Source organism: Microcoleus sp. B6-A1, assembly GCF_036705085.1.
In the GTDB taxonomy this organism is placed as follows: domain Bacteria; phylum Cyanobacteriota; class Cyanobacteriia; order Cyanobacteriales; family Microcoleaceae; genus Microcoleus.
Genome location: NZ_JAUBTU010000011.1, coordinates 43732 through 68897 on the forward strand (window position 1 = coordinate 43732; position 25166 = coordinate 68897).

The 25166-nt window shown below is 45.1% G+C and carries 27 protein-coding genes; 12 read left to right on the top strand and 15 right to left on the bottom strand.

Going from position 1 to position 25166, the window contains the following annotated elements; genetic code table 11:
• Positions 1–157: 157 nt before the first annotated feature.
• Positions 158–601, top strand: a complete 444-nt coding sequence (locus QUB11_RS06020) for a DUF4079 domain-containing protein (RefSeq protein ID WP_333201536.1) — start codon at positions 158–160, stop codon at positions 599–601.
• Between the two features lie 81 nt (positions 602–682).
• On the opposite strand, the gene QUB11_RS06025 is transcribed toward QUB11_RS06020, so the two are convergent.
• A complete protein-coding gene (locus QUB11_RS06025; RefSeq protein WP_333201538.1) occupies positions 683–1591 on the bottom strand; it encodes an alpha/beta hydrolase in 909 nt (302 codons plus the stop codon).
• A gap of 371 nt (positions 1592–1962) precedes the next feature.
• Complete coding sequence (ubiG, locus tag QUB11_RS06030; protein ID WP_333201540.1) at positions 1963–2808, bottom strand: bifunctional 2-polyprenyl-6-hydroxyphenol methylase/3-demethylubiquinol 3-O-methyltransferase UbiG; 846 nt, start codon at positions 2806–2808, stop codon at positions 1963–1965.
• Positions 2809–3036: 228 nt separating this feature from the next.
• On the opposite strand from ubiG, the gene QUB11_RS06035 reads away from it, so the two are divergent.
• Complete coding sequence (locus QUB11_RS06035; protein WP_333201542.1) at positions 3037–3768, top strand: TIGR04283 family arsenosugar biosynthesis glycosyltransferase; 732 nt, start codon at positions 3037–3039, stop codon at positions 3766–3768.
• A gap of 14 nt (positions 3769–3782) precedes the next feature.
• Here the strand turns inward: QUB11_RS06035 and QUB11_RS06040 are convergent, their stop codons facing one another.
• The 6 genes from QUB11_RS06040 to QUB11_RS06065 form a co-directional block, all read right to left on the bottom strand.
• Positions 3783–4835, bottom strand: a complete 1053-nt coding sequence (locus QUB11_RS06040; protein ID WP_333201544.1) for an acyltransferase — start codon at positions 4833–4835, stop codon at positions 3783–3785.
• Between the two features lie 351 nt (positions 4836–5186).
• Complete coding sequence (locus tag QUB11_RS06045; RefSeq protein WP_333201546.1) at positions 5187–5873, bottom strand: DivIVA domain-containing protein; 687 nt, start codon at positions 5871–5873, stop codon at positions 5187–5189.
• Positions 5756–6334: a pantetheine-phosphate adenylyltransferase gene (gene coaD, locus QUB11_RS06050; protein WP_333201548.1), complete on the bottom strand. Its 579-nt coding sequence runs from the start codon at positions 6332–6334 to the stop codon at positions 5756–5758. Before coaD ends, QUB11_RS06045 begins: the two co-directional genes overlap by 118 nt.
• A 230-nt stretch (positions 6335–6564) precedes the next feature.
• On the bottom strand, positions 6565–7398 hold the full coding sequence (locus tag QUB11_RS06055; protein ID WP_333390025.1) for a M15 family metallopeptidase: 834 nt from the start codon (positions 7396–7398) through the stop codon (positions 6565–6567).
• Between the two features lie 225 nt (positions 7399–7623).
• Positions 7624–7848 carry a helix-turn-helix transcriptional regulator gene (locus tag QUB11_RS06060; RefSeq protein ID WP_333055442.1) on the bottom strand — a complete coding sequence of 75 codons (225 nt, stop codon included), beginning with the start codon at positions 7846–7848 and terminating at the stop codon, positions 7624–7626.
• 70 nt (positions 7849–7918) lie between these two features.
• Positions 7919–8131 carry a helix-turn-helix transcriptional regulator gene (locus QUB11_RS06065; RefSeq protein ID WP_333319425.1) on the bottom strand — a complete coding sequence of 71 codons (213 nt, stop codon included), beginning with the start codon at positions 8129–8131 and terminating at the stop codon, positions 7919–7921.
• A gap of 248 nt (positions 8132–8379) precedes the next feature.
• Here QUB11_RS06065 and QUB11_RS06070 point away from each other — a divergent pair, with 248 nt between their 5' ends.
• Positions 8380–8820, top strand: coding sequence for a hypothetical protein (locus QUB11_RS06070; RefSeq protein ID WP_333390027.1), 441 nt, complete (start codon positions 8380–8382; stop codon positions 8818–8820).
• 33 nt (positions 8821–8853) lie between these two features.
• Here the strand turns inward: QUB11_RS06070 and QUB11_RS06075 are convergent, their stop codons facing one another.
• From QUB11_RS06075 to QUB11_RS06085, 3 genes are read right to left on the bottom strand one after another with little or no spacing between them, the layout of a single operon-like run.
• Positions 8854–11034: a pentapeptide repeat-containing protein gene (locus tag QUB11_RS06075; protein WP_333390029.1), complete on the bottom strand. Its 2181-nt coding sequence runs from the start codon at positions 11032–11034 to the stop codon at positions 8854–8856.
• 58 nt (positions 11035–11092) lie between these two features.
• Positions 11093–11479 carry a transcriptional regulator gene (locus tag QUB11_RS06080; RefSeq protein WP_333140888.1) on the bottom strand — a complete coding sequence of 129 codons (387 nt, stop codon included), beginning with the start codon at positions 11477–11479 and terminating at the stop codon, positions 11093–11095.
• Positions 11451–11795: a type II toxin-antitoxin system RelE/ParE family toxin gene (locus QUB11_RS06085; RefSeq protein WP_333140890.1), complete on the bottom strand. Its 345-nt coding sequence runs from the start codon at positions 11793–11795 to the stop codon at positions 11451–11453. The genes QUB11_RS06080 and QUB11_RS06085 overlap by 29 nt, the downstream gene beginning before the upstream one ends.
• Before the next feature lie 273 nt (positions 11796–12068).
• On the opposite strand from QUB11_RS06085, the gene typA reads away from it, so the two are divergent.
• The 3 genes from typA to QUB11_RS06100 all read left to right on the top strand — a co-directional run bounded on the left by typA (position 12069) and on the right by QUB11_RS06100 (position 14452).
• The gene (gene typA, locus QUB11_RS06090) at positions 12069–13859 is read left to right on the top strand and encodes a translational GTPase TypA (RefSeq protein WP_333201558.1); all 1791 of its coding nucleotides are present in this window, start codon (positions 12069–12071) and stop codon (positions 13857–13859) included.
• 105 nt (positions 13860–13964) lie between these two features.
• Complete coding sequence (locus tag QUB11_RS06095; RefSeq protein WP_333094472.1) at positions 13965–14186, top strand: hypothetical protein; 222 nt, start codon at positions 13965–13967, stop codon at positions 14184–14186.
• Positions 14186–14452: a Txe/YoeB family addiction module toxin gene (locus tag QUB11_RS06100; RefSeq protein ID WP_333093428.1), complete on the top strand. Its 267-nt coding sequence runs from the start codon at positions 14186–14188 to the stop codon at positions 14450–14452. Before QUB11_RS06095 ends, QUB11_RS06100 begins: the two co-directional genes overlap by 1 nt.
• A gap of 56 nt (positions 14453–14508) precedes the next feature.
• Here QUB11_RS06100 and QUB11_RS06105 read toward each other — a convergent pair whose 3' ends face one another.
• Positions 14509–15732 (bottom strand): tetratricopeptide repeat protein, encoded by a 1224-nt coding sequence (locus QUB11_RS06105; RefSeq protein ID WP_333201561.1) that lies wholly within the window; start codon positions 15730–15732, stop codon positions 14509–14511.
• Between the two features lie 170 nt (positions 15733–15902).
• Here QUB11_RS06105 and QUB11_RS06110 point away from each other — a divergent pair, with 170 nt between their 5' ends.
• From QUB11_RS06110 to QUB11_RS06125, 4 genes are all read left to right on the top strand, one after another.
• The gene (locus QUB11_RS06110; protein ID WP_333201563.1) at positions 15903–16448 is read left to right on the top strand and encodes a hypothetical protein; all 546 of its coding nucleotides are present in this window, start codon (positions 15903–15905) and stop codon (positions 16446–16448) included.
• Positions 16449–16585: 137 nt separating this feature from the next.
• On the top strand, positions 16586–17458 hold the full coding sequence (locus tag QUB11_RS06115; protein WP_333029965.1) for a ParA family protein: 873 nt from the start codon (positions 16586–16588) through the stop codon (positions 17456–17458).
• A complete protein-coding gene (locus tag QUB11_RS06120) occupies positions 17455–17901 on the top strand; it encodes a hypothetical protein (RefSeq protein WP_333201565.1) in 447 nt (148 codons plus the stop codon). The genes QUB11_RS06115 and QUB11_RS06120 overlap by 4 nt, the downstream gene beginning before the upstream one ends.
• Before the next feature lie 135 nt (positions 17902–18036).
• The gene (locus QUB11_RS06125; protein WP_333256552.1) at positions 18037–19305 is read left to right on the top strand and encodes a DUF5050 domain-containing protein; all 1269 of its coding nucleotides are present in this window, start codon (positions 18037–18039) and stop codon (positions 19303–19305) included.
• 141 nt (positions 19306–19446) lie between these two features.
• On the opposite strand, the gene hpsL is transcribed toward QUB11_RS06125, so the two are convergent.
• Entirely contained in the window at positions 19447–21111 is a 1665-nt protein-coding gene (gene hpsL / locus QUB11_RS06130) for a hormogonium polysaccharide biosynthesis protein HpsL (protein WP_333201569.1), read from the bottom strand.
• Between the two features lie 183 nt (positions 21112–21294).
• Between hpsL and QUB11_RS06135 the strand changes: the two genes are divergently transcribed.
• Positions 21295–21417, top strand: a complete 123-nt coding sequence (locus QUB11_RS06135) for a hypothetical protein (protein WP_333201571.1) — start codon at positions 21295–21297, stop codon at positions 21415–21417.
• A gap of 348 nt (positions 21418–21765) precedes the next feature.
• Positions 21766–22467 carry an alpha/beta hydrolase gene (locus tag QUB11_RS06140; RefSeq protein WP_333201573.1) on the top strand — a complete coding sequence of 234 codons (702 nt, stop codon included), beginning with the start codon at positions 21766–21768 and terminating at the stop codon, positions 22465–22467.
• A gap of 282 nt (positions 22468–22749) precedes the next feature.
• Here QUB11_RS06140 and QUB11_RS06145 read toward each other — a convergent pair whose 3' ends face one another.
• Complete coding sequence (locus QUB11_RS06145; protein WP_333201575.1) at positions 22750–23646, bottom strand: CoA-binding protein; 897 nt, start codon at positions 23644–23646, stop codon at positions 22750–22752.
• Between the two features lie 72 nt (positions 23647–23718).
• A complete protein-coding gene (gene iscB, locus QUB11_RS06150; protein WP_333201577.1) occupies positions 23719–24990 on the bottom strand; it encodes an RNA-guided endonuclease IscB in 1272 nt (423 codons plus the stop codon).
• Positions 24991–25166 lie beyond the last annotated feature (176 nt).

Consider the following 25166-nt stretch of genomic DNA (forward strand, 5'->3'; position numbering starts at 1 on the left):
AGTATCCGAGAAAGTTCGTTTGACTTCAAGGTAAGACGGATGCAATCTGTGGATAGTCCGATCGCACTTTCTCTCAAAATAATTCATTTTTGCTTTCAAGTCCAGGTAAAATCGGAAAGAAACCTTTTGTGGAAAATCCTAATTAGGGATGCAACCGATGAATCTGCCTTCTTTCTTGTGGTTGTGGAAAATAGCGGCTTGGTCAATGGGTGTTTCCCTGTTGGCTTACCTGTTGCTGGCCGTTACTGGAACGTGGATGTTTGCCGCTAGGAGTACCAAAAAACAGCGCCCAAAATGGCTGCGTCCCTTTCATTTAGCCACTGGTGCGGGGATGGCGACTTTGGTAATTTTACTGCTGGGAATTGGTGTAGTCGGTACCCTAGGATACTACGGCAATTTGGGTCACTCGGCTCATTTACCGGCGGGGTTAGCTGTTGTGGCTTTGGTGTTGGTTTCTGTTGGAAGCGGGCTGCAAATTGGCCCTAAACATCCTTGGGCGCGTCCCCTCCACATCGGCACTAATTTGGCCTTGTTTGGGGGATTTGTGACTGTGTTGCTCACAGGATGGACGATCGTACAAAAGTATTTGCCGAAAGTTTGAAACCTGTCTATTTGACCTCAAACTATATCAAATGTGCAAGTGAAAACATATATTTAAGGTGCGCCGCAGCGCACCCTAAGTTTATTTTTTTTGCGTGAGTCCGCTTTTGGTGATGAATTCTAAAATATGCTGCGCGGTAATCTGTGGCTTTTCTAAGTGGGGAACGTGCCCGCAGTCGGGTATCCAAATTAGTTGAGAATTTGCGATCGCCCTTGCAAACTTTTCCGCATCTGCCGTCCCCAAAATCCGATCTTGTTTTCCCCACAAAATCAGCGTCTGCTGCTGAATTTGCGATAATTTTTCCCCAAAACCACCGTAACCGCCGCTTTTGGTAAACGCAATTAAAGCTTGATTCCAGTTGGGCATTTCCAAGTGCAAAGCAGCACAAGTTTGAGCGTCAACAGAAGCAAAATTTTTATCGAAATAAGCATTGACGCTAATTCGCTGGCGAATTTTGGGATTGCGTAAAAATGAAGTTGCCAAATATCCTAAAGGAGGAATTAAAAACTTTCCCTTATTAGAACTGATGGCAAAACCTGCGCTATCTATTAACACTAATTGTTTTACAGCTTCGGGATAATTGAGAGTGAAATCAATTGCTGCTGCACCTCCCATTGAAGCACCGACTAAGATTACAGGCTGCGAAATTAGCGTTTTCCAAAAATAGTAAAGATGACTTTCAATTGCCCTCGCGCTGAATGCCAAACCAGCCGATCTTTCTGTAAAGCCAAAACCCAATAAATCAACCGCCCAAGTTTCATTTTCGGCAGCTAGCAGCGGCAACAGGCGGCGGAATTCAAACAAGGAACTGTCGAAGCCGTGAATTAGCAAAATTGGTGTGTTGCCACTGCCTTGGCGCACATAGGTTGTGGCAATTGGCCCAGAAGATAGGGGAGTTGTAATTGCTGCTTGTTGAATGCTTTGGGCTAAGGCAATTGAGGTAGATTCTGTGAGTTGTGCGATCGATTTTGGCAGAAAACTTGCTGGCATAATTCTTGATAAATTGTGAATCGGTAGGGGCGATGCCACTCTGTCCGCCCTAACATTTAAGTATATATGCTTGCTCGATCGCTATTTGAGGAGTTGGGGCGAGTCATTAAAATTCGATCGATACTCAGTATCCCTCAGCCCAGGCTGAGGTTTGTCGTGCGATCGCCAATATAGCAATTCTCAATTGCCCGCAATATAGTAAGGATACGGCACCGTGCCTACGGAATATGTGTATTGCACTCAACAGGATAAGGTGTACCGCTGCGTGCGTACCCTAAAAAATGCAATAGAGGCGGGTTTGAGCCGGATTTGTCGATCGCAAAAACCAGTCTAAAACCCGCCCCTAATGACAAGAGTCACCAATTAACCGACTAATTCTTCGCCCCTACGCCCACATACATAATCGACGTATCCTCATTAATTTTGATTTTAAACAAGCCCGACTTTTTGTAATCAAAATAGTTAGCGATATTAGAGATTAGCACTTGAGAAACTTGTTGGAAACTCTCCCCCGAAGGAAATAGCTGCTTTCCACTTGTAAGATTCCCCCAAAAACCGTGCATCAGGGCTAAAATAGCGCCCATTTCTCCAAACATATCAAAACCTTTAATTTCAATCTTGCCGAAACCCGTATCGCGCATTACCACAGACAGTTCATCCGGGGTAACAAATTTTTCCCAATCGTGAACACCGCGCCTAATTTCCTGCAATATATTTTCCATCAGCCCAATCATCACAACTTGCGACGAAAAAGTTCGATTAATTGTATCAAAAAAAAACAATCCTCCAGGCTTCAGAATTCTGTGAACCTCAGACACAACTTTTTTGTAATCGGCCACGTGTTCCAAAACATCCACGCAGATTACAACATCAAAGGTATTGTCTTCGTAGGGCATATTTTCGGCAAAACCTTGCTTGTAGTCAATCTCATAACCGCTAGTAACTGCGTGATTTTGAGCCGCTACAATACATTTTTGCGATCGATCTATTCCAGAAACAATAGCACCTCTCTCGGCCATAAACTCGCAGGAAAAACCGCCGCCGCACCCGACATCTAAGGTTTTGAGCCCTTGCCAATTAGTCGCGTGTCTGTCGAAAAACTCAAATCTGGGTTTATTTAGATGGTATAAGGCATAAATTTTAGCATTTTCGTCCCACCAATTATCGGCATTTTCCTCGTAAAATTCTAAGTCATTTTTTACTTCTGTTTTCTGCACGGTTTCTCAGTCCTGATTAGTGGAAAATATAGATGGCGATTGCACTTTTGCGTGATTTTATAGGACTGACGCCAAAAAAACCAATTTCTGTAGAAAATCGGATGTTTCGTGACGAGTTCACAGGCAGACACCGGGTTTTTGAATCTGTGCGCGTAAGTTCTATGTTCTCGTTAGTTGTGAATCGCCACAGTTTTTTATTATAATATCTCTGGCATAAATTTCAACCCGATGGATCGCGTTTCTATTATCATCCCAGCCCTCAACGAAGCGACTTGTCTGAAACGCACCCTCCGCCAACTCAGCATCCTTAATCCTCCCGCTTGGGAAGTGTTGGTGGTAGACGGCGGCAGTCAAGACGACACAGCCGCGATCGCACTTTCCGCCGGCATCCGCGTTATTTCTAGCAGTATAGCCGGACGTTCCCTGCAAATGAACTTAGGTGCTCAAGTCGCCACCGGTGAAATTCTGTGCTTTCTCCACGCTGATACTTTAGTTCCCGACGACATTGTAGCAGTCATCCAGAAAACATTGTCCGATGCCGAAATTGCCGGCGGCGGGTTTATCTCCCTGATGGCTGGTTCGCAGCAAACAAGATGGGGTTTTTCTCTCCACAATTACCTGAAAACTTATTACGCGCCGCTGTTATTTCGACCTCATTTATTTTTCCAAGGATTGCGCCTGCTGTTTGGCGACCAAGTTATTTTTTGTCGCCGTACCGATTTTTGGGAATGCGAGGGTTTCGATGCTGCGCTGCCAATTATGGAGGAAGCGGATTTGTGTTTGAAGTTAGTGCGACGGGGGAGACTTAAGTTAGTCAATCGGGTAGTGGAAAGTAGCGATCGACGAGTGGCGAATTGGGGCGAATTTAAAGCAATTGCGATCTATCTTGCGATTGGTTTTTTGTGGGGTTTTGGCGTTTCCCCAAGGTATCTCCAGCAGTTTTATGAAGACATCCGCTGAAACCGAAAATTTGATTAAATTCCCAAAATGTACTGCCTGTAATTTTTGGGCAAAACTTTTTCCAACAGGTAAATAATCGCCAAACAACCTAACAAAGTCCCCGTAACTAAAAAGCCGAGCTTCAGCAGGGGATTTACCGGGTCAATAAACTTATAAAACACTAACAACACATATATCACTACTGTCGAATCCAGGAGATATATAGGGAATGAGTAAGCAGCCAATATTTTGACTAACCCAGATACTCTACTGGGAAGTGCGATACTCTTAGAAAATGCGAGGATAGATAATACGAACAAAATTGCGTATCCTTGAGCAGATAGTTTAAAAAACGAGCGGAGAAACCATCCCTCCGAATTAACTCCACTTATCAGGTAATATTCCCAAATGCTCGCTAGATAAAAAAGGATTGTTGCCCCTAAAATTGGCATTTTTTTACGTTCGAGAACGGGTTGAATTCTGTCATACGAGCTGCCCAAAAATAGACCTGTTGAAAATGGCAAAATCCAACTGAAAATCCAGCGCTCCATCAAAGGTAGAGGTATTGATATATATTTGAAAGCGGTTAAGTAGAAGAAGATTGTAAAAATTGCTTGAATTGTTAAGCCCAAAGCCAAAACTTTTCTGGGTTCTAAAACTCTGAATTTCACTAGCAGCCACCACCAGCCGTAGCATTGAACAATCACAACGATGAAGTAATAGGGAGGCATTACTGAACCCGTCAAGATATCTCTGAGTAGTGAAAGTAAATCAAATTTTTGGATTTCTCCCAAATTATTTAAGACGTACACAGCTACTGACCAAAACAGATAAGGGGGTATAATTTTGGACAGTCTTTTTTTGACTACCAGTGCGGGATTATTTTGGTTTTCCAGTTTGTTGGTGAGAAAAAAACCGCTCAACAATAAAAATGCTGGTACGCAAAATAGTTGAAATGTATCGATCGCCACAAATAAAATTCTGCGATCGCGAAATGTAAAGAACCCCGCATGAGTAATCACCACACTAACGATAGCTAAAGCTCGGATCAAATCAAATTCAGCGAACCGATTAGAAACTTTTTGCATGGTTCAAATTAGATTGCCACAATTTGAGTCAAATTAGGAATGTTTTTTCTGATACAAAATCCGGGTTGGCTATCCCTTTTATCATTCGGCGGTTGAAATCGCTCAATAGTCAAGGGAACTGCCCTCCCACGCACAAGCGAGATAAAGGGGGTAATTAAGCCGGATTTGGTATGAATAGTAGGATATCATAAAATTTTATACTTGCTTTGATATTCACAAAACTTATGTCGGCAAAAACAAGTCACCGAGTGCTGGGATTGAGGAATAAAAACTATAAAAACTATTGCGAAAAAAAATCTACCTAAATTAGGTAGACTTTTAGAAATGTTCAAGCAATGAGTTCACTGTTGGCTAACCGTTGTTGTGATGGATGTGCGACGCAGAAACACTATCCAACTGCTCGCGCCCGTTGCGGATCACGCGCAGCATATCGCTCAACTTGTGCTCGATATTATCGAGCACTTGGTCGGCATAATCATCGGCTCCGTTTTGAATTTCCTCGCATTCAGCCATCGCCCTGACTCTCATCTCTTCCAATTCCTCTTGAGCCTGGTAGCGAATTTGTTCGACTTCCGCCAGCGTCGCCTGCTGAATTGCCTCGCAGTCGAGCAAAACTTGCTGCCGCAACTGATCTGCCTCTATCTTCGCCTGCTGAAGCAGGCCCATATCGTTTAAAATTTCTGCAGCTCGCTGTTCTGCTGCTTCTATCACTTCCTGAGCATAAAGTTCTGCCTCTTGAAGCAAGTCGTCCTTGTGCCGGATGATCGTCTCGGCTTCCTGAAAGGCGATCGGCAAATTTAGCCTCACCAAGTCTAACTGATCGAGCAACTGTTCTTCATCCACCAGAGTGCGTCTGGTCATGGGAATTCGCGGACTGTCGAGAACAATTTCCTCAAGCCTGTTCAATTCCCGCTGGATGTCTACTCCTGCGGTTCGGGTGGGGTCTCCGAAGGTGGCTGTGTTCTGAGGTGATTCGTTCTCAGTGCCGCGTCCGGTAGTGTCGGGTTCGATGCGAGTTGGTTCCTGCTGGCGTAACATTTGTAAATATCTAGGGCGACGTGTTTCGGAACAAGATGATCTACGGAGCCACCAAACTTGGCTATTTCTTTAACTACACTACTACTTAAAAAGCTGTACTCGTTAGAAGTTGCCAAAAAAACTGTTTCAATTTCACCCAGAAGGGTTTTATTGGTGTGGGCCATCTGGAGTTCCATTTCAAAATCTGTTAATACCCGGAGCCCCCGCAGCAGCACTTTGGCTTGTCGAATCTTAGCATAGTTTACTGTCAAACCCTCAAAACTGTCTACTTCTACATTTGGCAAGTGTTGGGTAGAGCGCAGGATCTGCTCGATCCGTTGCTCTACGGTGAACAGAGGGGTTTTGCTGGGGTTTCTGACTACGGTAACAATTACCCGATCGAACAGTTTAGATCCCCGCTCGATAATGTCTGCGTGACCGAAGGTAATGGGGTCAAAGCTGCCTGGATAGATTGCAATCACGAGTTTGGCTCAACGGAGTGGGGGGGAGTGGAGGAGTGGAGGAGTAGGGGAATGGGAGAGTAGGATAGTGGGGCAGTGGGAGAGTGGCAGAGTGGCAAAGCCGGAGATGTGGAAAATCTTCCTTCTTCCTTCTTCCTTCTTCCTTCTTCTGACGGACATCCGTTACATCCGTTACATCCGTTACATCCGTTACAGAATCCGTTGCCGAACTTCCTTCTTCCTTCTTCCTTCTACTTTTTCATCGAATGAGCTTTGTAGAAAGTTTCGAGGCTTTGCTTGTCGCCCACAAACCGCCAGTGCCAAGGCTCGTAACTGACGCCTTGGCGATTGTTTTTGGGGAAGGACATTTCAAAGCTGAAGGCGACGGCGTTGGCTTCTAACCACTTGAATGCTTCGGTATTTTCAAAACTGGGACTGAGGTTGTGTTCCGGGGCGCTGCCGTCGCCGATGTCGATCGCATAACCGGTGTGGTGTTCGCTGTAACCTGGTGGGGCGCTGACTTCGGCTCGCTTGCTGGCGTTTTGCCTGCGTTCGGCTTTCACGTCAAAAAATACGTGCTGTTGGTCTTGCAGGGAGCGAAAGCCGGATATGGGAGCGAAATAGATGCCTGATGCCGCTGCGGCGTTGACCATTTCCTGATATTTTGCTGCTGCTGAGGTGCGGAGTTTGACGCTACCGTCGGAGGTGACGCTTACCAAGTCTTTTGCTGGTGCTTCTGGGTACGGCAAGTGTCCCAGCAGGTTTTCTGGGATGCCGGGGGCGGTGGCTTTGGGGGTGGTAGCTGGACTTGGGACAGACGGAGACGCGGAACTGGTGGGCGCTGAGTCTTGTTGAGTTTGCTCTGCCTGACTGGTGGCTGGGAACAAGTTAAAGTTGAGGTGCAGCCAGATGCTGACCCCAAAGGCTAAGGCGGCCAACCCTAGCAGTTTCCAAATCAGCCCTTTTTTCTTAGACTGACTCTGCCCTGCTTCTGGGTATGGGTGATCTCGCACTGCTTCTGGAATTTCGTCGGCGACAAGCTCCGAGGCTTGCGGGGGTTTTCTTGACAGACTAGCGTTATCCAAGCCAGCTCCACTCCTGCACTTCAATAAGGCTCAACGTTACAAATTGTAGACCGATTTGGGCGATCGAACAGCTACAATTGCCGCTGAGAATATATCATCTCTTTCACACTTCGCCCCGTCCCATCCGCCAACTCTCGAATCTGTTGCTTGGGCCCACAGTCGATCGTCCCTGCGAGGTCGAACTGGTTGGCGCTGGTAGCGCTGGTTTATTTTAAGTGTAATTTGTTACTGTTGTTCGACAAAATCCAACAATTCTTCGATCGACACATCAAACGTCCGGGCCAATTTTAGCAGAGCACCGATGTCAGCCATTGCCATACCGGGCGATCGGGCATAACTTTTAACAGTATTGTAGGATACTCCAGAGCGATCGGCTACTTCCTTCAGCGTCCAGCCTTCCCTAGCAGCAAACTCTCTGATCCGCAATTTAACCAATTCCCCTCTTGACATCAGGGTGAAATTTCACCTCACCTATATATGAGATTGAAAGCGCCGACCACCGCAACCGCATTCCCGGCGCCTAATCTTCCACAACCTCAAACAAATCTTCAATCAACAGGTCAAAAGTTCGAGCTAATTTTTGCAAATGAGTAACGTCAACCGTTGCTAACCCGGGCGAACGAGCATAATTCTTAAGCGTGCTGTAGTGAACTCCCGATCGCTCAGAAACCTCTGTCAAAGTCCAACCCTTCTCGGCAGCCAGCTCTCGAATCCGCAACTTAATCAATCCCATTCTTGACAACAGGCCAGTATTGGTCTTAAAATATTTACATCATAAATAGCGATCGCCCCCCGGCCTCGAAAACTGAAGAGCGAACAGCTATTTATTCAAATGACCGACAATTTGGCATTCACCAACAAAAAGTAGGATTCACCAACAAAAAGTAGGATTCACCCAAAATCAAGTCGGATTCACCCCAAACAAGTCGCATTCACCCACATCAAGTCGCATTCACCCCAAAAAAGTCGCATTCACCAACCATGATACCAAAACAAAACTCAGAAGCCAAGCAAATAAATCCACTCTCTCGCTTTGTAACCAAAGAAGCAGTGGCCAAAGTCTTGAAAGTCAAGCCCGAACTGATCCGCGAGATTCGCTGCTGGGCTTACGTCATCCACGTTGTGGGAGTTGGGATCAGTCGATTTGTCAGCTACGGAGATATGCCGCCAATTTTAGGAGTCGAACCGCCGACGCTGCAAGATTGCATTCGGTGGCGGAAACGCTGGAGAAGCAGCCAACATCAAGCACCGATATTTTGGGTAGATTTTTATGAGGGGAAATTCCGGCAGTCTCGTAGTGTGGAAGAACTCTACAACTGGGGCAAATTAGTAGGTAAGATTAAGCAAGGGTTGTTAGCATCCCAGGTAGAGGGGCTGCGGAATATTTATTGTGTGGTGAAAGAGTGTATTCACGCTTGTTGAGTAGAGTTTGTTTAGCAAACCCCTTAACTAATTTTATTCGTGAGTAGCTCCATCTGGCATAATTGCACCAGTGAGTTTAACATTTCCCAAGTTTGCTCCTCCTATTTTTGCATTTGTTAAGTTAGCGCCAGATAAGTCTGCATTTGTTAAGTTTGCTGCACGGAGGTCTGCTGAAATTAGGTCAGCACCACGCAGTTTTGCACCGTATAAATCAGCTTGCCGCAAGTCAGCTTCAGTTAAGTCGGCTGTAGTTATATCTGCACTAACTAATCTCGCATCATTCAAGTTTACCTGCCTCAAATTAGCCCGACTCAAATTACAGCCGTCTAGACTTGCTCCCTGAAGTTTTGCCCCACTCAAATTCGCATCTCTCAAATTGGAATTATTCAATTTTGCTGAAATCAAATTAGCACCTTGTAAATTGGCTCCCATCAAGTTAACACTGCTCAAGTCCCTACCAGTTAGATCGACATTTGGCAGCGATACATAAGGAGCAATTAAGTAAGCGCCCGCTTTCACGGGATCGAAATCAGTAGGAAATAAAGTTGCTTCATTGTAAATCGCTCCTTGAAGCTGAACTCCTTTGAGATTTGCTCGATCGAGGTTGGCTTCTAAAAGGTTAGAATTACTCAGATTTGCATTTGTCAAATCAGCCTTTTTTAGGTCTACTTTCCTCAAGTATAGCCCGCTTAAGTTAGTTTGAGCCAGGTTGGCAGTTGTGAATTTTGTTTGGTGATTAAGTTTCGCCCCGCTAACGTTTGCACCGTTCAAATATGCCTCAGTAAAATTTGCATTTTCTAGTTTAGCTCCTCTTAAGCTTGCTTTGCTTAATTTGGCTTTTTCTAGTTTAGCTGATTGTAAATTAGCCTGAGCGAGGTTGGCTCTTGATAAGTTAGCCTGATTCAGATTGGCACTGTATAAACTAGCCTGAGAAAGATTGGCATTGACTAAGTTGGCTTGATTCAGATTGGCACTGGATAAATTAGCCTGATCGAGGTTGGCATTGACTAAATTGGCTTGATTCAAATTGGCACTGGATAAAGTAGACTTAGAAAGGTTGACGCCGCATAATTTAGATTCGCTAAAATTTGTGCTAGAGAAAGAGCCATCTCTCATATCTGCTCCCTTCAAAATTGCCCCGCTGAGGCTGATGCTCTGCCAATTAACACCCCTTAAATTAGCTTCTTTCAAATTAGCTTTACTCAGGTTGACATCAGAAGCTAGGTTTTTACCGGTTAGATTAGCACCAGCTAAATTAATCCCTGTAAAATCCCTTTCTCCCTGAGTGTAACGTTCCCAAAAATCCTCAACACTAACAACAGGTTCCAGACATTCCTCAGACTCATCCTCCACATCCTCACAGCTATGCTCTAAAGCAATATCTTCAGCATCCGCCGCCAAGCCTTCCAAATAATCAGCTCGATCGATGGAATCCGAATTCGCTACAAACCGCCTTTCTATCTCCTCCTCATTTAATACTTCGCTGCTGTCAAAGCGCTCAATTAATTGCTTGACAATTTGGCAGTCATTCGTGCGTATTCCCATTTCTTTTTCTGCACTTTCATCGCTGTTAGTCAGAAAATTATGGCTACCCAACATGGCAAAACTATAATCACAGACTAAAAAGTTTTCGTGAGTTCCCAATAAAGAGAGACAAAATTGATCGGGATATTCGCTGGCTAATTCTTGCAAATCTGCCAAAGCATTGTAGCGCCATCCCTTGCCGATTTTTTGCCTGTCTCCCAGATAACCCCAACCAATATTTATCAAACATCCTCGGTTCAAACACGCTCTAAATTTTTGCAGCAATTCATCATTAATGCTGTTACAATTGAGCCAAGGGCAAACAATAATCAGCCGCTCTTGAGCTAGTGATAAAGCTTCCATCAACACAGCGCGACTGTTAGGACGATCGCATACTAACTGATACTTAAAGTCTGACTTTTGCTTTTCTGTCTCGGTGTCAAGCTCGATCGGTCGATCGGCAATGACAGACATATCGCCATTTCCCAAATCACACGGCTGTTGCAGGGACGCAATTTCAGCAGTCAAACTTTCTAGCATTTGCGGTTCAGGGCGATCGTTAAATCGCTGTTCCTGTGCCTCTAACTGCCTCTTAAGTTTGGCTAAATATTTTTTCAGAATAACTTGCTCTTCTTCAATCTGCAATACTCTCGTGGCTATTGATACTAAATCTAGTTCGGTTTCTGACATAGTGCTACCCTAAAATCAAAAAAACTTAAAAAGCCATGTTTGGGAAATGGGCGAGTCATCAAACATTACCAACTTCCGCCAATTCAGCAGTACCAACAGAATCTTCCTCTTCCCCTTTATCCCCTTCATCAACCACAACCGTTAACTTCAATCCCAAAGCCTTCAGCCAATTAGCCAAAGCATAAATTGTGGCGCTTCCATTCTGCGACAACAAAACATCTAATTTTTCCAGATGCAATGAGGCCTCCTCATCAGACATAATTGGTTCGCCCAGAGCCTCAAATACATCTCGAAGCGATTTTCGCATTATTCCCATCTCTAAATCGCCTTCTTCCTCTTCTTCAAAGATCAGTGAGAGGTAAGCAGCAGCATAATTTGGGTCTTTGAAATTGGAAATTTTAAAAGAATGATAACTATCACTCGTCGGCACTTTGGCGTCTTTCATAATCTCTCCAGTATTCCTGAGCTTTAACAATGTCTTGGTCTTGAGTGCTTTTATCTCCACCGCACAGGATAAGCACAATCGTAGCTCCCGCTTGTCCAAAGTAGATTCGGTAGCCCGGGCCATAGTCAATCCTTAATTCCCAGACTCCTGCGCCAACTGAGCGATAGTCTCCTAAGTTGCCACCGCTAACCCGCTGAAGCCTTTTATCAATCCTAATTTTAGCGTTAACATCCCGCAGGGTTGTAAACCATTCTGCAAAGGGAACTGTGCCATTTTGTCTGATATAACGCTGAATATCTCTGGGTTGTACTTCCATAAAGTCGATCGAACTTGCACCCTCATCTTAATACCGGCGATCGCCCCGTATCCAACCTTGTTCACCTGGGCCAACTCAAGATCACCGATCGAAAAAAACTCTGCCGTCAGGCGTGGTGTAACGCTCTATTTCACGCTTGTTGCGCTTCCATAATCTTGATTCTAGCGACGATCGCACTCCAATCTTACAGCCGCGCTCGATCGGCCCTTGACTTCATGCGCTACAATTATTAAGAAATCTTTAGTTAGATCCGTTTAACGTTCCAGACGCATTATGAGTCTTCCCATTCGCAACGTCGCCATCATTGCTCACGTCGATCACGGCAAAACCACCCTTGTGGACGCTCTCCTCAGACAGTCCGGGATCTTCCGCGAAGGGGAAGAAATCCCAGATTGCGTCATGGACTCCAACGACATCGAGCGCGAACGTGGCATTACCATCCTTTCCAAAAACACCGCCGTCAGGTACGGAGAAACCCTGATCAACATCGTCGATACCCCCGGACACGCGGACTTCGGCGGAGAAGTCGAACGAGTTCTCGGCATGGTTGACGGCTGTCTGCTGATCGTAGACGCCAACGAAGGCCCGATGCCCCAAACCCGGTTCGTGCTCAAAAAAGCCCTCGAAAAAGGACTGCGCCCGATCGTCTTTGTCAATAAGATCGATCGCGAGCGAGCCGACCCCCACAAAGCCGTCGATAAAGTTTTGGATCTGTTCCTCGAACTAGGTGCTGACGACGATCAGTGCGAATTTCCCTATCTCTTCGGTTCCGGCTTAAGCGGTTACGCCAAAAAACACCTCGAAGACGAAGGGGTAGATATGAAGCCCCTGTTTGAAGAAATCCTCGACCACGTACCGCCCCCCGTAGGCGACCCCAACAAGCCACTACAACTGCAAGTAACCACCTTAGATTACTCAGAATACGTCGGTCGTATCGTCATCGGCCGCATCCACAACGGCACGATTAGAATCGGTCAACAAGCAGTCTTAATCACAGAAAGCGGCGCGCTTGTCAAATCAAAAATTACCAAATTGATGGGCTTTGAAGGCCTGAAGCGGATTGATATCCCAGAATCTTCTGCTGGTAATCTTGTCGCCGTTGCTGGTTTTGCTGATGCCTATATTGGTGAGACAATTACCTGCCCCAACGACCCGCAAGCGCTGCCTTTAATCAAGGTAGATGAACCGACTTTGCAGATGACTTTCTCTGTGAACGATTCGCCGTTCTGCGGTCAAGAAGGAAGTTTGGTAACATCGCGTCAAATTCGCGATCGGCTAATGCGAGAACTCCAAACCAACGTCGCCTTGCGCGTCGAAGAAACCGAATCTCCCGACAAATTCCTCGTATCCGGCCGTGGCGAACTCCACCTCGGAATCCTGATCGAAAATATGCGTCGCGAAGGATACGAATTTCAAGTATCCCAGCCCCAAGTAATCTTCCGCGAAGTCGGCGGTCGTCCCTGCGAACCCTTTGAATGTTTGGTGTTAGACGTACCCGAAGAAGCAGTCGGCGGCTGCATCGAACGCCTCGGTCAGCGGAAAGCAGAAATGCAAGATATGCACGTCAGCAGCACCGGTCGCACCCAAATCGAATTTTCAGTCCCCGCTCGCGGTTTGATTGGATTCCGAGGCGAGTTCATGCGGTTGACTCGCGGCGCTGGAATTATGAACCACAGCTTCCTCGACTATCGCCCCCTCGGTGGAGAAATTATCGCCCGTCGCAACGGAGTATTGATTTCCTTTGAAGAAGGAGTTGCAACTACTTATTCACTGAAAAATGCTGAAGACCGCGGCGTATTTTTCATTACCCCCGGAACCAAGGTTTACAGAGGGATGATTATCGGAGAAAACAACCGAGATGAAGACATGGAGCTGAATATTTGCAAGTCAAAGCAGTTGACAAACCACCGCGCATCTGGCGGTGAAGAATTGGCACAATTGCAAGCGCCAGTCGATATGAGTTTGGAGCGCGCTTTGGAGTACATCGGTCAGGATGAATTGGTGGAAGTAACGCCACAATCAATTCGCTTGCGGAAGGTTTCTAAGAAGTTGGTCAAACGCTAAAACAAATTAAGGGCTGGCAAAATTGCCAGCCCTTAGTGTTAACTTCAAACTACTGTATTTAAAGGGAATATTAATTTTTATCGAAATCAAAAATAGGTAAAAACGATGTCAACAGTTTATCGTTTAAAAGCCAGTGAACTAGATCGTAACTTTTTAGAACAAATTAAAGCGATTTTTGGAGATAAAGAGATTGAAATAATTGTCTCAGAATGCGATGAAACCGAATATCTTTTAAAATCGGAAATCAATAAAAACAAACTGTTGAAAGCTATTGAAAATGTTAAAGACAGACAAAATTTAGTTGAAGTCGATTTACAGGATTTGTAATGAGTAGAAGAATTATTTTTGAATCTTCGGCTTTTGCAGATTTTAATGAATGGGCAAAATTAGACAAAAAGATTTATCGCAAAATTGTAGAATTGATTAAAGATATAGATCGATCGCCCTTTGAAGGATTGGGCAAACCTGAACCTCTGAAATACGAGTTAAGTGGTTTTTGGTCGAGGCGCATTGATAACGAACATCGTTTGGTTTACCAAGTTACAGATGAAGAAATTGCGATCGCAGCTTGTAAGAATCATTATAGTGAATGAAGCTTTAAGCAATGTAGCGATTGCTCTTTTTATCAATTTACTAAATGCGATCGCTCTCAATCTTCTTGCTGAAGTCCTTCTATTATATCAAGTAACTTTTGGTAATTTTCTTCTTTTCCCTGGACACGATATAAATTTTTAGCATTGTGAAAATCGACATTTGCTTTTTGGGAATCGCCCAGTTCATAGTGGACAATGCCTCGGTTTTGATAAGCTTCAGCAAAGTCTCGTTTAAGCTCAATTGCCTTGGTGAAATCCTCAAGCGCTTTCTCTTTGTTCCCCAAACGAGAGTGAATAACTCCCAAGTAGTAGAAGGTTTTAGGATTATTAGGATTCAGCCGAGCTGCTTGGGTGTAATCATCAAGCGCTTTTGGCAGATCGCCTAATTTCAAGAAGTAGACATCACCTCGATTATTCCAAGCAAGGGCATCATGAGCATTTAGTTCAATTGCTTGGGTAAAATCTTTAAGTGCCCCTTGCAGATCGCCCAGGCGTAAACGAGCAAAACCTCGGTTATTGTAGGCTTGAGCATCGCCAGCATTTAGTTGAGTTGCTCGGGTGTGATCGGCCTGCGCTCCTCGGTAATCATCTGAGTTATAAGAAATAATACCCAGGTTGTTGTGATAAACTGCACGATCAGGATTGAGCAATATCGCCTTTGTGTAATCCTCAATTGCTCCGGCATCGTCTCCTAGTTCATGGCGAACACTAGCCCGGTTATTGTAGGCATCTGCATAATCAGGATTGAGCTTAATTGCTCGATCGAAATTTTCAAGTGCTACCTCAAAATCTTCTTCCTCAGCCTTTTTTATTCCCAGTTTATTGAAATCCTCAGCACAGAGAGGAGAGTTCGAGCGCACCCTCTCCAACAGATCATCAATATCACTCTCCGAAACAGAAGGTGTAATCTCAGGCTTATTTTCAACTGAATTAGATGACCTGGTTTTGTATCCTGCTTGCTCAAGCCAAGCAAGGATACATCTCCAGTTTTTTAGCTTGATGTCTACTTTTCCCTGAGTAAGGTGTTTGACATACAGATACACAGTTGAACTTAGCTCGGCTCTCAATCCTCCCTGTTGTTTGTGAAGCTTTTTAGCGATGTCACTAGGACTACAATCACAAAGCAATCCTCGTAAATGCAGCTTCTCGACTTCTGTAAGTTCCTTTTGCTTATGCGATGCTACTTGTCGCTTGGCATCAGCCAAATCTTTGTACAACTTTTCTAAATCCCAGTCATTAGCAGCTAGGATGAATTGTTCTTCTGGTGAATTAGGTGCCATTTCTAGGGTTTTATTCAGTTCCTAACAAACTATCCTAACAAACTTCCTAACACTTGTTTGGTAGCTGCCAGAGAAAGTTCCTAACACTTGTTTGGTAGCTGCCAGAGAAAGTTCTGCGAAGCTAAAGATGTAGTGATTCACTACTCAAAACTTAGCTGACGGAATTAATCATGTACAACAACAATCAGCACAGCGAAGCCAAATTATCCCAGCAACTACCCCCGCTTTCCCAAAAACAGGAATACGACTTCCAAACTCAAAAGAAAGTAGGAAAGACAGGAGAGGCGATCGTAGACCAGTGGTTGCAGATTCATGGCTATCGCATTGAGGATGTCTCAGATTTGCCACAGTATCAGAAAGCAGGTATTGACCGCGTACTAATTCGCCCAAACGGTTCAACTGCAACTGCTGAGTATAAGACCGATTTAAAAGCCAAGCAAACTGGAAACTTGTTTTTTGAAGCTTTTGACGATCGCAACCGTCCCTGTTGGGGATGGACTTCGCAAGCCGATCTCTGGATATTTTTCATTCCTCAACAGGAGATATTGGTCGTCGAACCGGGTAAATTCAGGTTGTTAGTTTCGCAGCAACAGCCAGAACTCTCGCAGAAAGTAGTACCAAATCGAGGCTACAGTGTAACTGGATTACCTGTTCCATTAGTAAAGGTGCGGAATATTGCTAGTCACGTTTTCAAGTTTCCTGACGTTCTTTTCTAAAAAGAGACTCGCTGTTAATCTGGCGATCGCCTACTCAAGGCGATCGCCATTATTCGAGTAATAATACTTAGCAAACGCTAATTGGGCGATCGTTATGTTTTAATAAAAAATTGAGCAAAATCCAAACAAAGCCAGCCATGAGTCCTAAATCAATAGCCGTAATCAACTTCAAAGGCGGTGTCGGAAAGACCACCGTCACTTGGAGTCTGGGAAATATTATATCCCAAGGAACCGACTTAGAAGTCTTGATGTTAGACTTAGATCCGCAAATGTCGCTCACAGAGGCGATCGGACTTAACGAAAATACAGGTCATTTAGATGACAAATTTGGTAAGTGGTACGAAAAATCTCTCAAGCACAGACTTACAATTTATGACGCTCTAGAAGTCTTTAAAAAAGCCGGACAGAATTTTAAATTTCCCGTTGGTTTCGACACCATTTATCAGATTGACGAACAGTTACATTTTGTTCCTTCAGTTGAAGAATTGTATTGGTTGGATATCGATGGATTTGAGGGAAAAAGTGTTAAAGACTTCATCCGCCGATTCATCGGCAAAATCGCCAACTCTGCTAATCTCCCCAAATACGACTTGATGCTTTTTGACTGTTCGCCTTCCTTCAGTCTCCTCACCTACAGCGTACTCTCTTGCTGCGACTTAATATTAATTCCCGTCAATCCCGATTATTTTGGTTCTAGGGGATTGAGTCTAGTTTTAAACTCGCTCCAGAAACGGATTGAGCCTTATCCGTTTCCCAAGATAGCAGTCTTTATGAATAAAGCTAAAACCTATGGAGGATTGCTGACAAATGAAGTTCAGTTTTACATGAGAGAAGTAAAGAGACTTTGCGATGAGATATCAAAAGATAATAACATAGAAGTTAGATTTTTAGAATCGACGATTCGGGAAAGCGTCGGGCTAAAACGGGCGATTAATGAGGGAGAACTGCCGCGAGAATTAGTTAGAGAATTTGAAAAACTCTGGCGCGAGTGTGAGGAGTATCTGAAATGAGTAAAAAAGAAATTTTGGCGGCTTCCCAACAAGAAAGCGGGGGGTTGGTTGAGGAAATTGGCGAACTTAAGGAAATCTTGCGGGACGTTGCTCGAAAATTAACCCGGCTTGAGACTCAAGTCAAACGGGGAGTGGTTTCTGCTGGCTCAAAAACTTCGGATATTCCCAGGGGTGCTGATGTTAATAAACCTGCTAATTTATCGGCGGCCAATGTTCTAGAAGTTTATGAAGAACTTCGTTTACAAGCTAAGAAGGGTAATGAAGAAGAGGTGAGGCAAAAGTTGTTGGCAATGAGTGCAACTGACTTGAACTTGATGTGTTGCGAGTTAGGGATGCCGCCCAGCAGCAAGAATCCGTCCCGCAAAAAAATGTTCGAGCTAATTATTGGCAGAATTAAACAGAGTTTGAGGCTGTCGAGACATATAGACAGACAAACACTTTGAATGGGGCATTAGGAATGGGGCATTGGTAATAGCTTCGACTTAGAATTTGCCATATCCCCGCAGGACTTTAAGAAGTCGGAGATATGAGGACTGAAGACTGTGAAAATTTAAAAGTAAGGAGATGATATTGACAAAATGCTTTTGAATAAAGTATTGCGACTTAGTTCGATCGCTCTTATTTCCCTAACACTCTCAATCACATTGTTTTTGAGCCTTCACAGCCCTCCCCCAACCGCAGCCCAAAAACCAAGGATACTAGCGTTTACCGCCCTCCAAATGCGCGGCAGCGAGACCATATCCAATTTATTTGCCCTCAATGCTACCAGTTCCGCTCGCCGCGAACTTACACCCAATATAGATGTTAGCCCTCCCCTAGTGTGGTCGCCCAACGGCCAGCGACTGGCTTTCGTTGGCGGATACAGCGACATCTATACAGTCAATGCTGACGGTTCTCGACTAACTAAACAGTTTGCTGAGGCTGGTTGCAAAGCAGCTAATTTTGCAATAGGTTGGTTTTCCAACAGCCAGAAATTTATTTTTGCCCGTTCTTGCGACGGTTTTACCTCTGATACTCCCGGCAGTCAATCACTTTATATAAGCGACACTTCTGGTATCCAAGGAACTAAATTAGTTCGGGAATTGAAAGTAGGAGGAGAGCCGCCTAAAACAGAAATTTCATCGGAATTTTACCTTGCGCCGGACGGTCAGCAGGTAGCATTTGTCAAGGATAAAAATATCTACAAAATGAATGCCGACGGTTCGGCAATGACCAAACTAACTAAAAGTCCCGGCGAATATATATCCGGCGGCAGTCAACTTGTTTGGTCGCCCGATCGCACAAAAATTGCTTTCCTGTTCGGTGCTTATCCGAAACAGCAAATTTACACAATTAATGCCGATGGAACCAACCTCAAAAATTTGACGAACAACCCGCACAATGAGGTTTACAACGTCAAAATATTTTGGGCGCCCGACAGCAGCAGCATTGCTTACTATTACAATAAATCGGGCGATTCATCAGGCGAACAGCAAGATATCTACCTGCTCGACATTAACCGGGGGACAGCCAAGAATCTCACCCAAAAACCCAGAAACTACAACCAAATTTCGTGGTCGCCGGATGGCAAAGTTATTGCTTTCGTCGCCGGAGAGTTCAACAATCAAAAACTCTACACAATCAATGCTGACGCGAACCAGCTAAATCAACTAGCTACCAGGCTAAAACCGTCGGGAATTTCAGAATTAGCTTGGTCTTCTGACAGCAAGCAAATTGCTTTTATATTTAATGAAATCCCAGGAGACAAAAGCAACTTGTATGTAATTAATCGGGACGGTTCGGCATTAACTAAATTGACAAAAGACCAGGATTTGAATGCTAGCCATCCGGTTTGGCAACCGCAGTAAAGTTAAGAGCCAAAATATGCTGTCGGGGTGGGTTTTAGCACAGATAAACCCAGAAGGGCGGGCTATCTTTGCACCGCCTTGGAGAGAAAGCGGGTTACTGAACAAGAAAGAATCCACCAAACTCAAGACTCAAAACTATTCTCAAATTGGGGAAGACGCAATAATTTTTTTCTCCTTTAATGGCTGGTGAACTTGCAATTCCTTTGACTCAACTTCCTGGTGCTTTTCATCCTGCACCTGTTTATCAATTTTGGGCAACTTTAAAATCGCCCCAGCTAAAACCCAATAATACACGGACACTGGATCTACATCTAGCGGATAGTATTGAGTATTGATCGTAATAAATCCAACAAACACCCAAAAACTAGCTCCGTAACTCCGCAAACTTTTGTCCTTGACTGATCGGTAAGCTCTAAAAGTTAGAAAAGCTAAGTGTAAAAGCATGATCTGAAAACTAATCATTCCCGGATAACCGAGTTCGTAGATCAACTTAGGTTGGAAAGTTTCAATTAGCTGCGTTGCACCAAATATTCGCGTTGAATTAGTTGCTCGTCCCACACCTCTACCGAGAGGTTTGTCAATGATAAAATTGTTGCTCTGCTCGAACTGATTAAAGAGAAACTGCTGGGGCGGTGCAGCATTCCAGCGATTAACAAAACTCTCCCACCGCTGCTCGACAATTCCCGGGTTAATAGCTGCACCGACAAACAGCAGAATCGCCAGTCCTGCACCGATGGGAATAAATCGTTTTAAATTAACTAATTGACCGGTGAGAACTAGCAGGATTGCTGTAGCAACGGGAACCATAACTAAAGCAGCTCTTTGACCGGAAATAACTGCATTGGCAAATACTAATGCCATGCCAAATAAACCGATAACTCGCCACCAGAAGGAAGGGTCGCAAAAGGCAGAGGCAAAGGTTAAAAAAGCATTAGAAATTAAAAACCACGCCCACTGCCAAGGCGCGACAAAAGTTCCCGGCAAGCGGACAAACTTGACTTCTGGACTGAACACTAAAGAACCGCCGACAAAACATCTAGCTTCCAGCGTTGCTTTATATAATTCTGCTCCGGTCATGCCTCTGGTTCCTGCACACTTTCCACTTTGCAGCAACAGGTACTGAATCAAACCGAGAAGGCAGCAAACGATCGCCAAAACGATGTGCATTCGACTAAAAAACACCAAATCCTTCTTAGTGCGGAGCAGATAATAGGTACAAGCAATCAGCGGTATGTAACCTATCAATACTTTTAAACCGAGAATTCCTTGCAGAATTGGTTTGTCGCCTTTCATAGGGTTGAGCTGCATCTCCCCGTTGACAAAAATTAAAGTCAGCATTGCCATCATCAACAGGATGCTGAAGGTAGAAAGCATTTGTTTAGGAATGAACAGGGGCAACTGTTTCTTTTTGCAGCTTTGAATTAGGGCGATGAGGGCTGGTATGTAGAAAGCATCTTTGGCTACTTGAAATGCAGCATTTCCGCCACCAATTGCGTAGGTAATTGTACCACTGAAAGGCAAGTAAATTAGAAAAGTCCACAAAGCTTGACGGGGGTATTTGTAGGAAAGCAGCAAGATGGCTGCGGCTGCGCCTCCTGCAATAGCAATCTTAGGGCGGGCTACGAACAACAGGGGGATGCTGAGAGCAACGCTGACTAAGCAGCTTAGGGCGATCGCCTGCACCAATTCATTGCGCTTTTCAGAAATTTTGCGTTTTTGTGCAGCTACTTCTTTTTTGCTTAGCGCTGTTGTTTTTTCGCTGTGCTTGTGTTTGGATTTCTTGGATTTGCGCTTGGTTTTCAACATATACAAGAAGGAAGTTCGGCAACGAGCAATGTACGGGATGTAACGGATGTAACGGATGTAACGGATGGAAGAGGGAAGTTCGGCAACGGATTTTGTAACGGATGTAACGGATGTAACGGATGTAACGGATGGAAGAGGGAAGTTCGGCAACGGATTCTATAACGGATGTAACGGATGTAACGGATGGAAGAAGGAAGTTCGGCAACGGATTCTATAACGGATGTAACGGATGTAACGGATGTCAGTCCGATGTCCGTCGGAAGAAGGAAGAAGGAGGGAAGAAGGAAGAGGGATTTAGTTGCCTAAGTGAGAAAGAAGAAGCAATCGAGTCCTTATGTTTGTGCTATTAAGAAAGTCCTCCCGTCAGGGCAGTACCTAGAATTTTTATAAGGCACTTATGTAGAAGGCGGAAGACACTCTGATGTAGAAGGCTGGAGATTTAGAAGGTAGAAGGCAGAAGGAATAGAAGCGAACAGATTTCGGCAGATGTGGTAACTTATTTTTCAAGTCAAGATCGAAAAAAAGTCTCTGTCGAGATTGTGGGTGTGACGCGGGCACAAATTACACGGGCGACATTGTAGAATATAACTGCTGCATCTATAATGTACAAAAATGTACAAATCTCGAAAAAATAATTTTAATGTAGCGGTGAATATGAAATTAACAAAATTTGTATCGATCGGCATTGCCCTACTTTTAGGATCAAGCGGGAGCATATTATCTAGCAGCAGTAGAGCATTAGGGGCAGAAAAAGTAGTCCTCACATTTGGCCCGATCAGACAAGCCATCAATATCAGCGACTTAGAAGAATTTGCTAAAAACGGCACGACGACGCCAACCCTCCAACAAATTATCCGGTTCTCCAAAATGGACGCGCAAATGCTGCGGGGGTTCATGGGTTTAGAAATTGGTTTGAAGCCTGCTAATCTGGCCAGGGTCGTTTACAGCACCCCAGGAGAAAAAATCACTGACGACATCGGTCAAGCAATTCGGACTCAGCGCCGCACAGAAAGCGGGAAAGCTTTGCGGGCAGCGGTGATCCTGGCATCCGGGGATGACGGTAAGGTATCACTGCTAGAAATCCTGAAAAAGTATCCTCTCAACGAGGTTTACGTAGATGTTGCCAGCCTTCGCACCGCTGTTGGGAAAGTTCAGAGTATAGCCGGAACTCTGCGAAGCCTGCTTCAAGATGTGACGCGATCGACAGCTCGCACAAGTGAAACAACTCGCCCCGAAAGCCCGATCGAACCTCGCCCCAGCGTGCAGCCCACAACTCCGCCTCCAGCGCCGCGCCGCGCTGCGCCCTTGCCAGCACCAGCACCGCAGCCTGTGAGGCCGGTCAGAGGGCTTTGGTAAAAAAATCATAAATTTGTGCTAAAGGCGGGTTGAAGGGGCTGTTGTGGCATTCTGCAGACACTTTTGATATCAAATCCACTCTTCATCGGAATAGTAAATCCGAGTTCACTGTTCACTGTTCACTGTTCACTGTTGACGGTTCACGGCGTCAACAGTCAACCGTCAACCGTCAACATCATGTATGAGTGTTACCGGAAATGATATGAGACCAAACCCGCCCCAGCCCTACCCCTATCCCAACCCCCAAGAGGGTTAGGACTTTTGTGAAAACTCCCAAAGCAATCAATTTTTCTTGAGCAATTTTTTGAGCAACTTAGGAATCTCTGAAGGTCGAGCCGCCACAGGTATGTCGGCGTCTTCAAAGGCAGCCATTTTGTTTGGGGCCGAAACTCCAAAGGCTTTCTGGGCAGCAGCCCGAGAACTGATCAGGATGCCGGCGTGGCCCAAAGACGGCCCCTTGGGAGCGTAGCGGCCGGCTAGATAAGCAACCACGGGTTTGTCGATCGCCGAGGCGATGTAAGAAGCAGCAGCTTGTTCACTCCACCCGCCAACTTCCCCTACCAAAACCATCGCTTCCGTACTGTCGTCTTCGTCCAAAATTTGCAGCCACTGCATAAAAGAAGAACCGACAATCGCGTCGCAGCCAATACAAACCGCCATCGACTGTCCCAACCCCGCCTCCGTCAGTTCTAGGGCAACTTCGTAAGTCAAAGTGCTGCTGCGGCTGATCACTCCCACCGGGCCGGGAGTGTAAAATTCCTTGGGGTGAGTTCCCAGCAGCAGTTTGTCGGGCACAATAATCCCCGGACTGTTGGGCCCGATTACCAAAGTTTCGGTGGCTTCTGCTTTTCTGACTAAGTGCACCATATCCAGAGGAGGCACTCCCCCTGTGACGATCGCGATTTGCCGAATTCCTCCGGCGATCGCTTCTAAAGCCGCATCCAGCACTGAGTAAGCGTCTACCAAAATTACCGCAGTGTCAACGTGACCCACTGCAGCCACTGCTTGTTCTACCAAATCAAAAATCGGAATTCCCTCCACTTCCAGCCCCCCCCGACCGGGACTGACACCGGCGACTACATTCGTGCCGTATGCTTTCATCATCAGGGCGGCGCGGGTGGACGCGGGAGATTCTGTAATGCCCTGTACTAGGACTTTGCTTTCAGGAGTTAAATTCATCTTTCTTCCCCCTTGGAGACTCCCGCTGTACCTGTACCCAGGTCAGGGGCGAGAGGAAAAGGGGGGCAAGGTTTATGCTGCATACGAATAACCATCTTTTCTGTGAATAATTGAACAATATTTGTGGCTAATTCCTGATACTAATTCTGAGGCGGAAATATTGAATGAGCCACTGGTTCTTACGGCAACACGTCCAACGTATGTACCAATTTTTTTGCCAGAGGTTACAATCGCTTTGACAATATCTCCCGTTTGAAAACCTTTAACAAACTTAAACCGGGGAACATAGCGAGATGGAAAGCCGAATTTACCAGTGCGGCACATTTGACGTGTCCCGTGACCAGTTGCTTTGATCGATAGTGGCTTGCTTGTTAAAATCTTCAATGACTCAACCTTTCCGATACAAGCTGCATCTAGCCAATGAGTTTTAGGTAAATTTAATTGAATGCGGTTGAACTTCGTTAAGCCACCACTACCTGTAGAAACAGGCAAGCCAGTTGTACGGAGTCGATTAAATAATGTCCAACGAGTTGAGTTAACGGCTGCTGCGTCTTTTAACGGACGCTTTGCTTGAGATAGAATCCGCTTCAAAATCTCTGGCTTTTTAGACAAGAATTGCTCAACATCTTGAGTACCTTTCTTTTTATTGCAAGCATCGCAAGCAAGGCAAAGATTAGAAATGCGATTAGATCCGCCTTTGGCTTTGGGATGAATGTGCTCGACTTGTAATGGTGTATTTATTTCACCACAGTAAGCGCATTTTCTCTCCCATTTGTTCAACAAATACTCGCGGATCTCATAGCCATGCAAAACGCCTTGTTGGTACTCGATTCCAGAAATCTCTGGGTTTTCTAATTGCTGTAAGTCAAATCGCACAAGCTCTTGAGCAATAGAAGCAATGGGGGCGAGTTTCATCAATCTAGTTGCCCATGTAAGGGTTGTTTCGACACGATGTTGCAAACTTGGTGCTAACCAACCTTTAGGGCGAGTCCTGTTTGAGAATCTAGCCCGACGATAGCGGGTATGGCGATTTCTCCTGACTCTACGCAATGAACGGCGAGATTCAAGGCTGGCTTTAATAGCTTGTCCTCGGTGTGTTAGCTCTGCACCAAAGATTACGTTTTCTCCTTGTATTAACGCAATTCCAGTAGTTCGAGAGCCAGGATCTATTTTGAGAGTAATTGGTTTTTGCGGTACTGTTACCTCTACTTTCAAAATTAGCGTAAATGGATACCTTTTGAAGACAGCAGCTTTGCCAATAGTTAGCAATTTACGTGCCAATCCTGGGCGGATTGGATTGAGCGGTAGTTTTTTGGTATCAAGTACAAAAACCAAATTAGACATTTAAGTCCTCCCTTACGGGGTAATGTTTGCTTCGTCAATGTTTAAGGTCGGTAACTATCTTAAAAGCACTGGCTTAACCCTTACACCTGTTTAACTTTTAAGTTCTAGAGCGGAAGACTAGCACGCATCCTCCGGTAGGTACTTCAACACTTACCTTAAACGTAGTGGGCGAACCA

Coding starts and splice junctions, on each gene's coding strand:
- QUB11_RS06020 (WP_333201536.1), top strand. CDS start 158: ATGAATCTGCCTTCTTTCTTGTGGTTGTGGAAAATAGCGGCTTGGTCA.
- QUB11_RS06025 (WP_333201538.1), bottom strand. CDS start 1,591: ATGCCAGCAAGTTTTCTGCCAAAATCGATCGCACAACTCACAGAATCT.
- QUB11_RS06035 (WP_333201542.1), top strand. CDS start 3,037: ATGGATCGCGTTTCTATTATCATCCCAGCCCTCAACGAAGCGACTTGT.
- QUB11_RS06040 (WP_333201544.1), bottom strand. CDS start 4,835: ATGCAAAAAGTTTCTAATCGGTTCGCTGAATTTGATTTGATCCGAGCT.
- QUB11_RS06045 (WP_333201546.1), bottom strand. CDS start 5,873: ATGTTACGCCAGCAGGAACCAACTCGCATCGAACCCGACACTACCGGA.
- QUB11_RS06060 (WP_333055442.1), bottom strand. CDS start 7,848: ATGTCAAGAGGGGAATTGGTTAAATTGCGGATCAGAGAGTTTGCTGCT.
- QUB11_RS06065 (WP_333319425.1), bottom strand. CDS start 8,131: ATGGGATTGATTAAGTTGCGGATTCGAGAGCTGGCTGCCGAGAAGGGT.
- QUB11_RS06070 (WP_333390027.1), top strand. CDS start 8,380: ATGATACCAAAACAAAACTCAGAAGCCAAGCAAATAAATCCACTCTCT.
- QUB11_RS06075 (WP_333390029.1), bottom strand. CDS start 11,034: ATGTCAGAAACCGAACTAGATTTAGTATCAATAGCCACGAGAGTATTG.
- QUB11_RS06080 (WP_333140888.1), bottom strand. CDS start 11,479: ATGAAAGACGCCAAAGTGCCGACGAGTGATAGTTATCATTCTTTTAAA.
- QUB11_RS06085 (WP_333140890.1), bottom strand. CDS start 11,795: ATGGAAGTACAACCCAGAGATATTCAGCGTTATATCAGACAAAATGGC.
- typA (WP_333201558.1), top strand. CDS start 12,069: ATGAGTCTTCCCATTCGCAACGTCGCCATCATTGCTCACGTCGATCAC.
- QUB11_RS06095 (WP_333094472.1), top strand. CDS start 13,965: ATGTCAACAGTTTATCGTTTAAAAGCCAGTGAACTAGATCGTAACTTT.
- QUB11_RS06100 (WP_333093428.1), top strand. CDS start 14,186: ATGAGTAGAAGAATTATTTTTGAATCTTCGGCTTTTGCAGATTTTAAT.
- QUB11_RS06105 (WP_333201561.1), bottom strand. CDS start 15,732: ATGGCACCTAATTCACCAGAAGAACAATTCATCCTAGCTGCTAATGAC.
- QUB11_RS06110 (WP_333201563.1), top strand. CDS start 15,903: ATGTACAACAACAATCAGCACAGCGAAGCCAAATTATCCCAGCAACTA.
- QUB11_RS06115 (WP_333029965.1), top strand. CDS start 16,586: ATGAGTCCTAAATCAATAGCCGTAATCAACTTCAAAGGCGGTGTCGGA.
- QUB11_RS06120 (WP_333201565.1), top strand. CDS start 17,455: ATGAGTAAAAAAGAAATTTTGGCGGCTTCCCAACAAGAAAGCGGGGGG.
- QUB11_RS06125 (WP_333256552.1), top strand. CDS start 18,037: ATGCTTTTGAATAAAGTATTGCGACTTAGTTCGATCGCTCTTATTTCC.
- hpsL (WP_333201569.1), bottom strand. CDS start 21,111: ATGTTGAAAACCAAGCGCAAATCCAAGAAATCCAAACACAAGCACAGC.
- QUB11_RS06135 (WP_333201571.1), top strand. CDS start 21,295: ATGGAAGAAGGAAGTTCGGCAACGGATTCTATAACGGATGTAACGGAT.
- QUB11_RS06140 (WP_333201573.1), top strand. CDS start 21,766: ATGAAATTAACAAAATTTGTATCGATCGGCATTGCCCTACTTTTAGGA.
- QUB11_RS06145 (WP_333201575.1), bottom strand. CDS start 23,646: ATGAATTTAACTCCTGAAAGCAAAGTCCTAGTACAGGGCATTACAGAA.
- iscB (WP_333201577.1), bottom strand. CDS start 24,990: ATGTCTAATTTGGTTTTTGTACTTGATACCAAAAAACTACCGCTCAAT.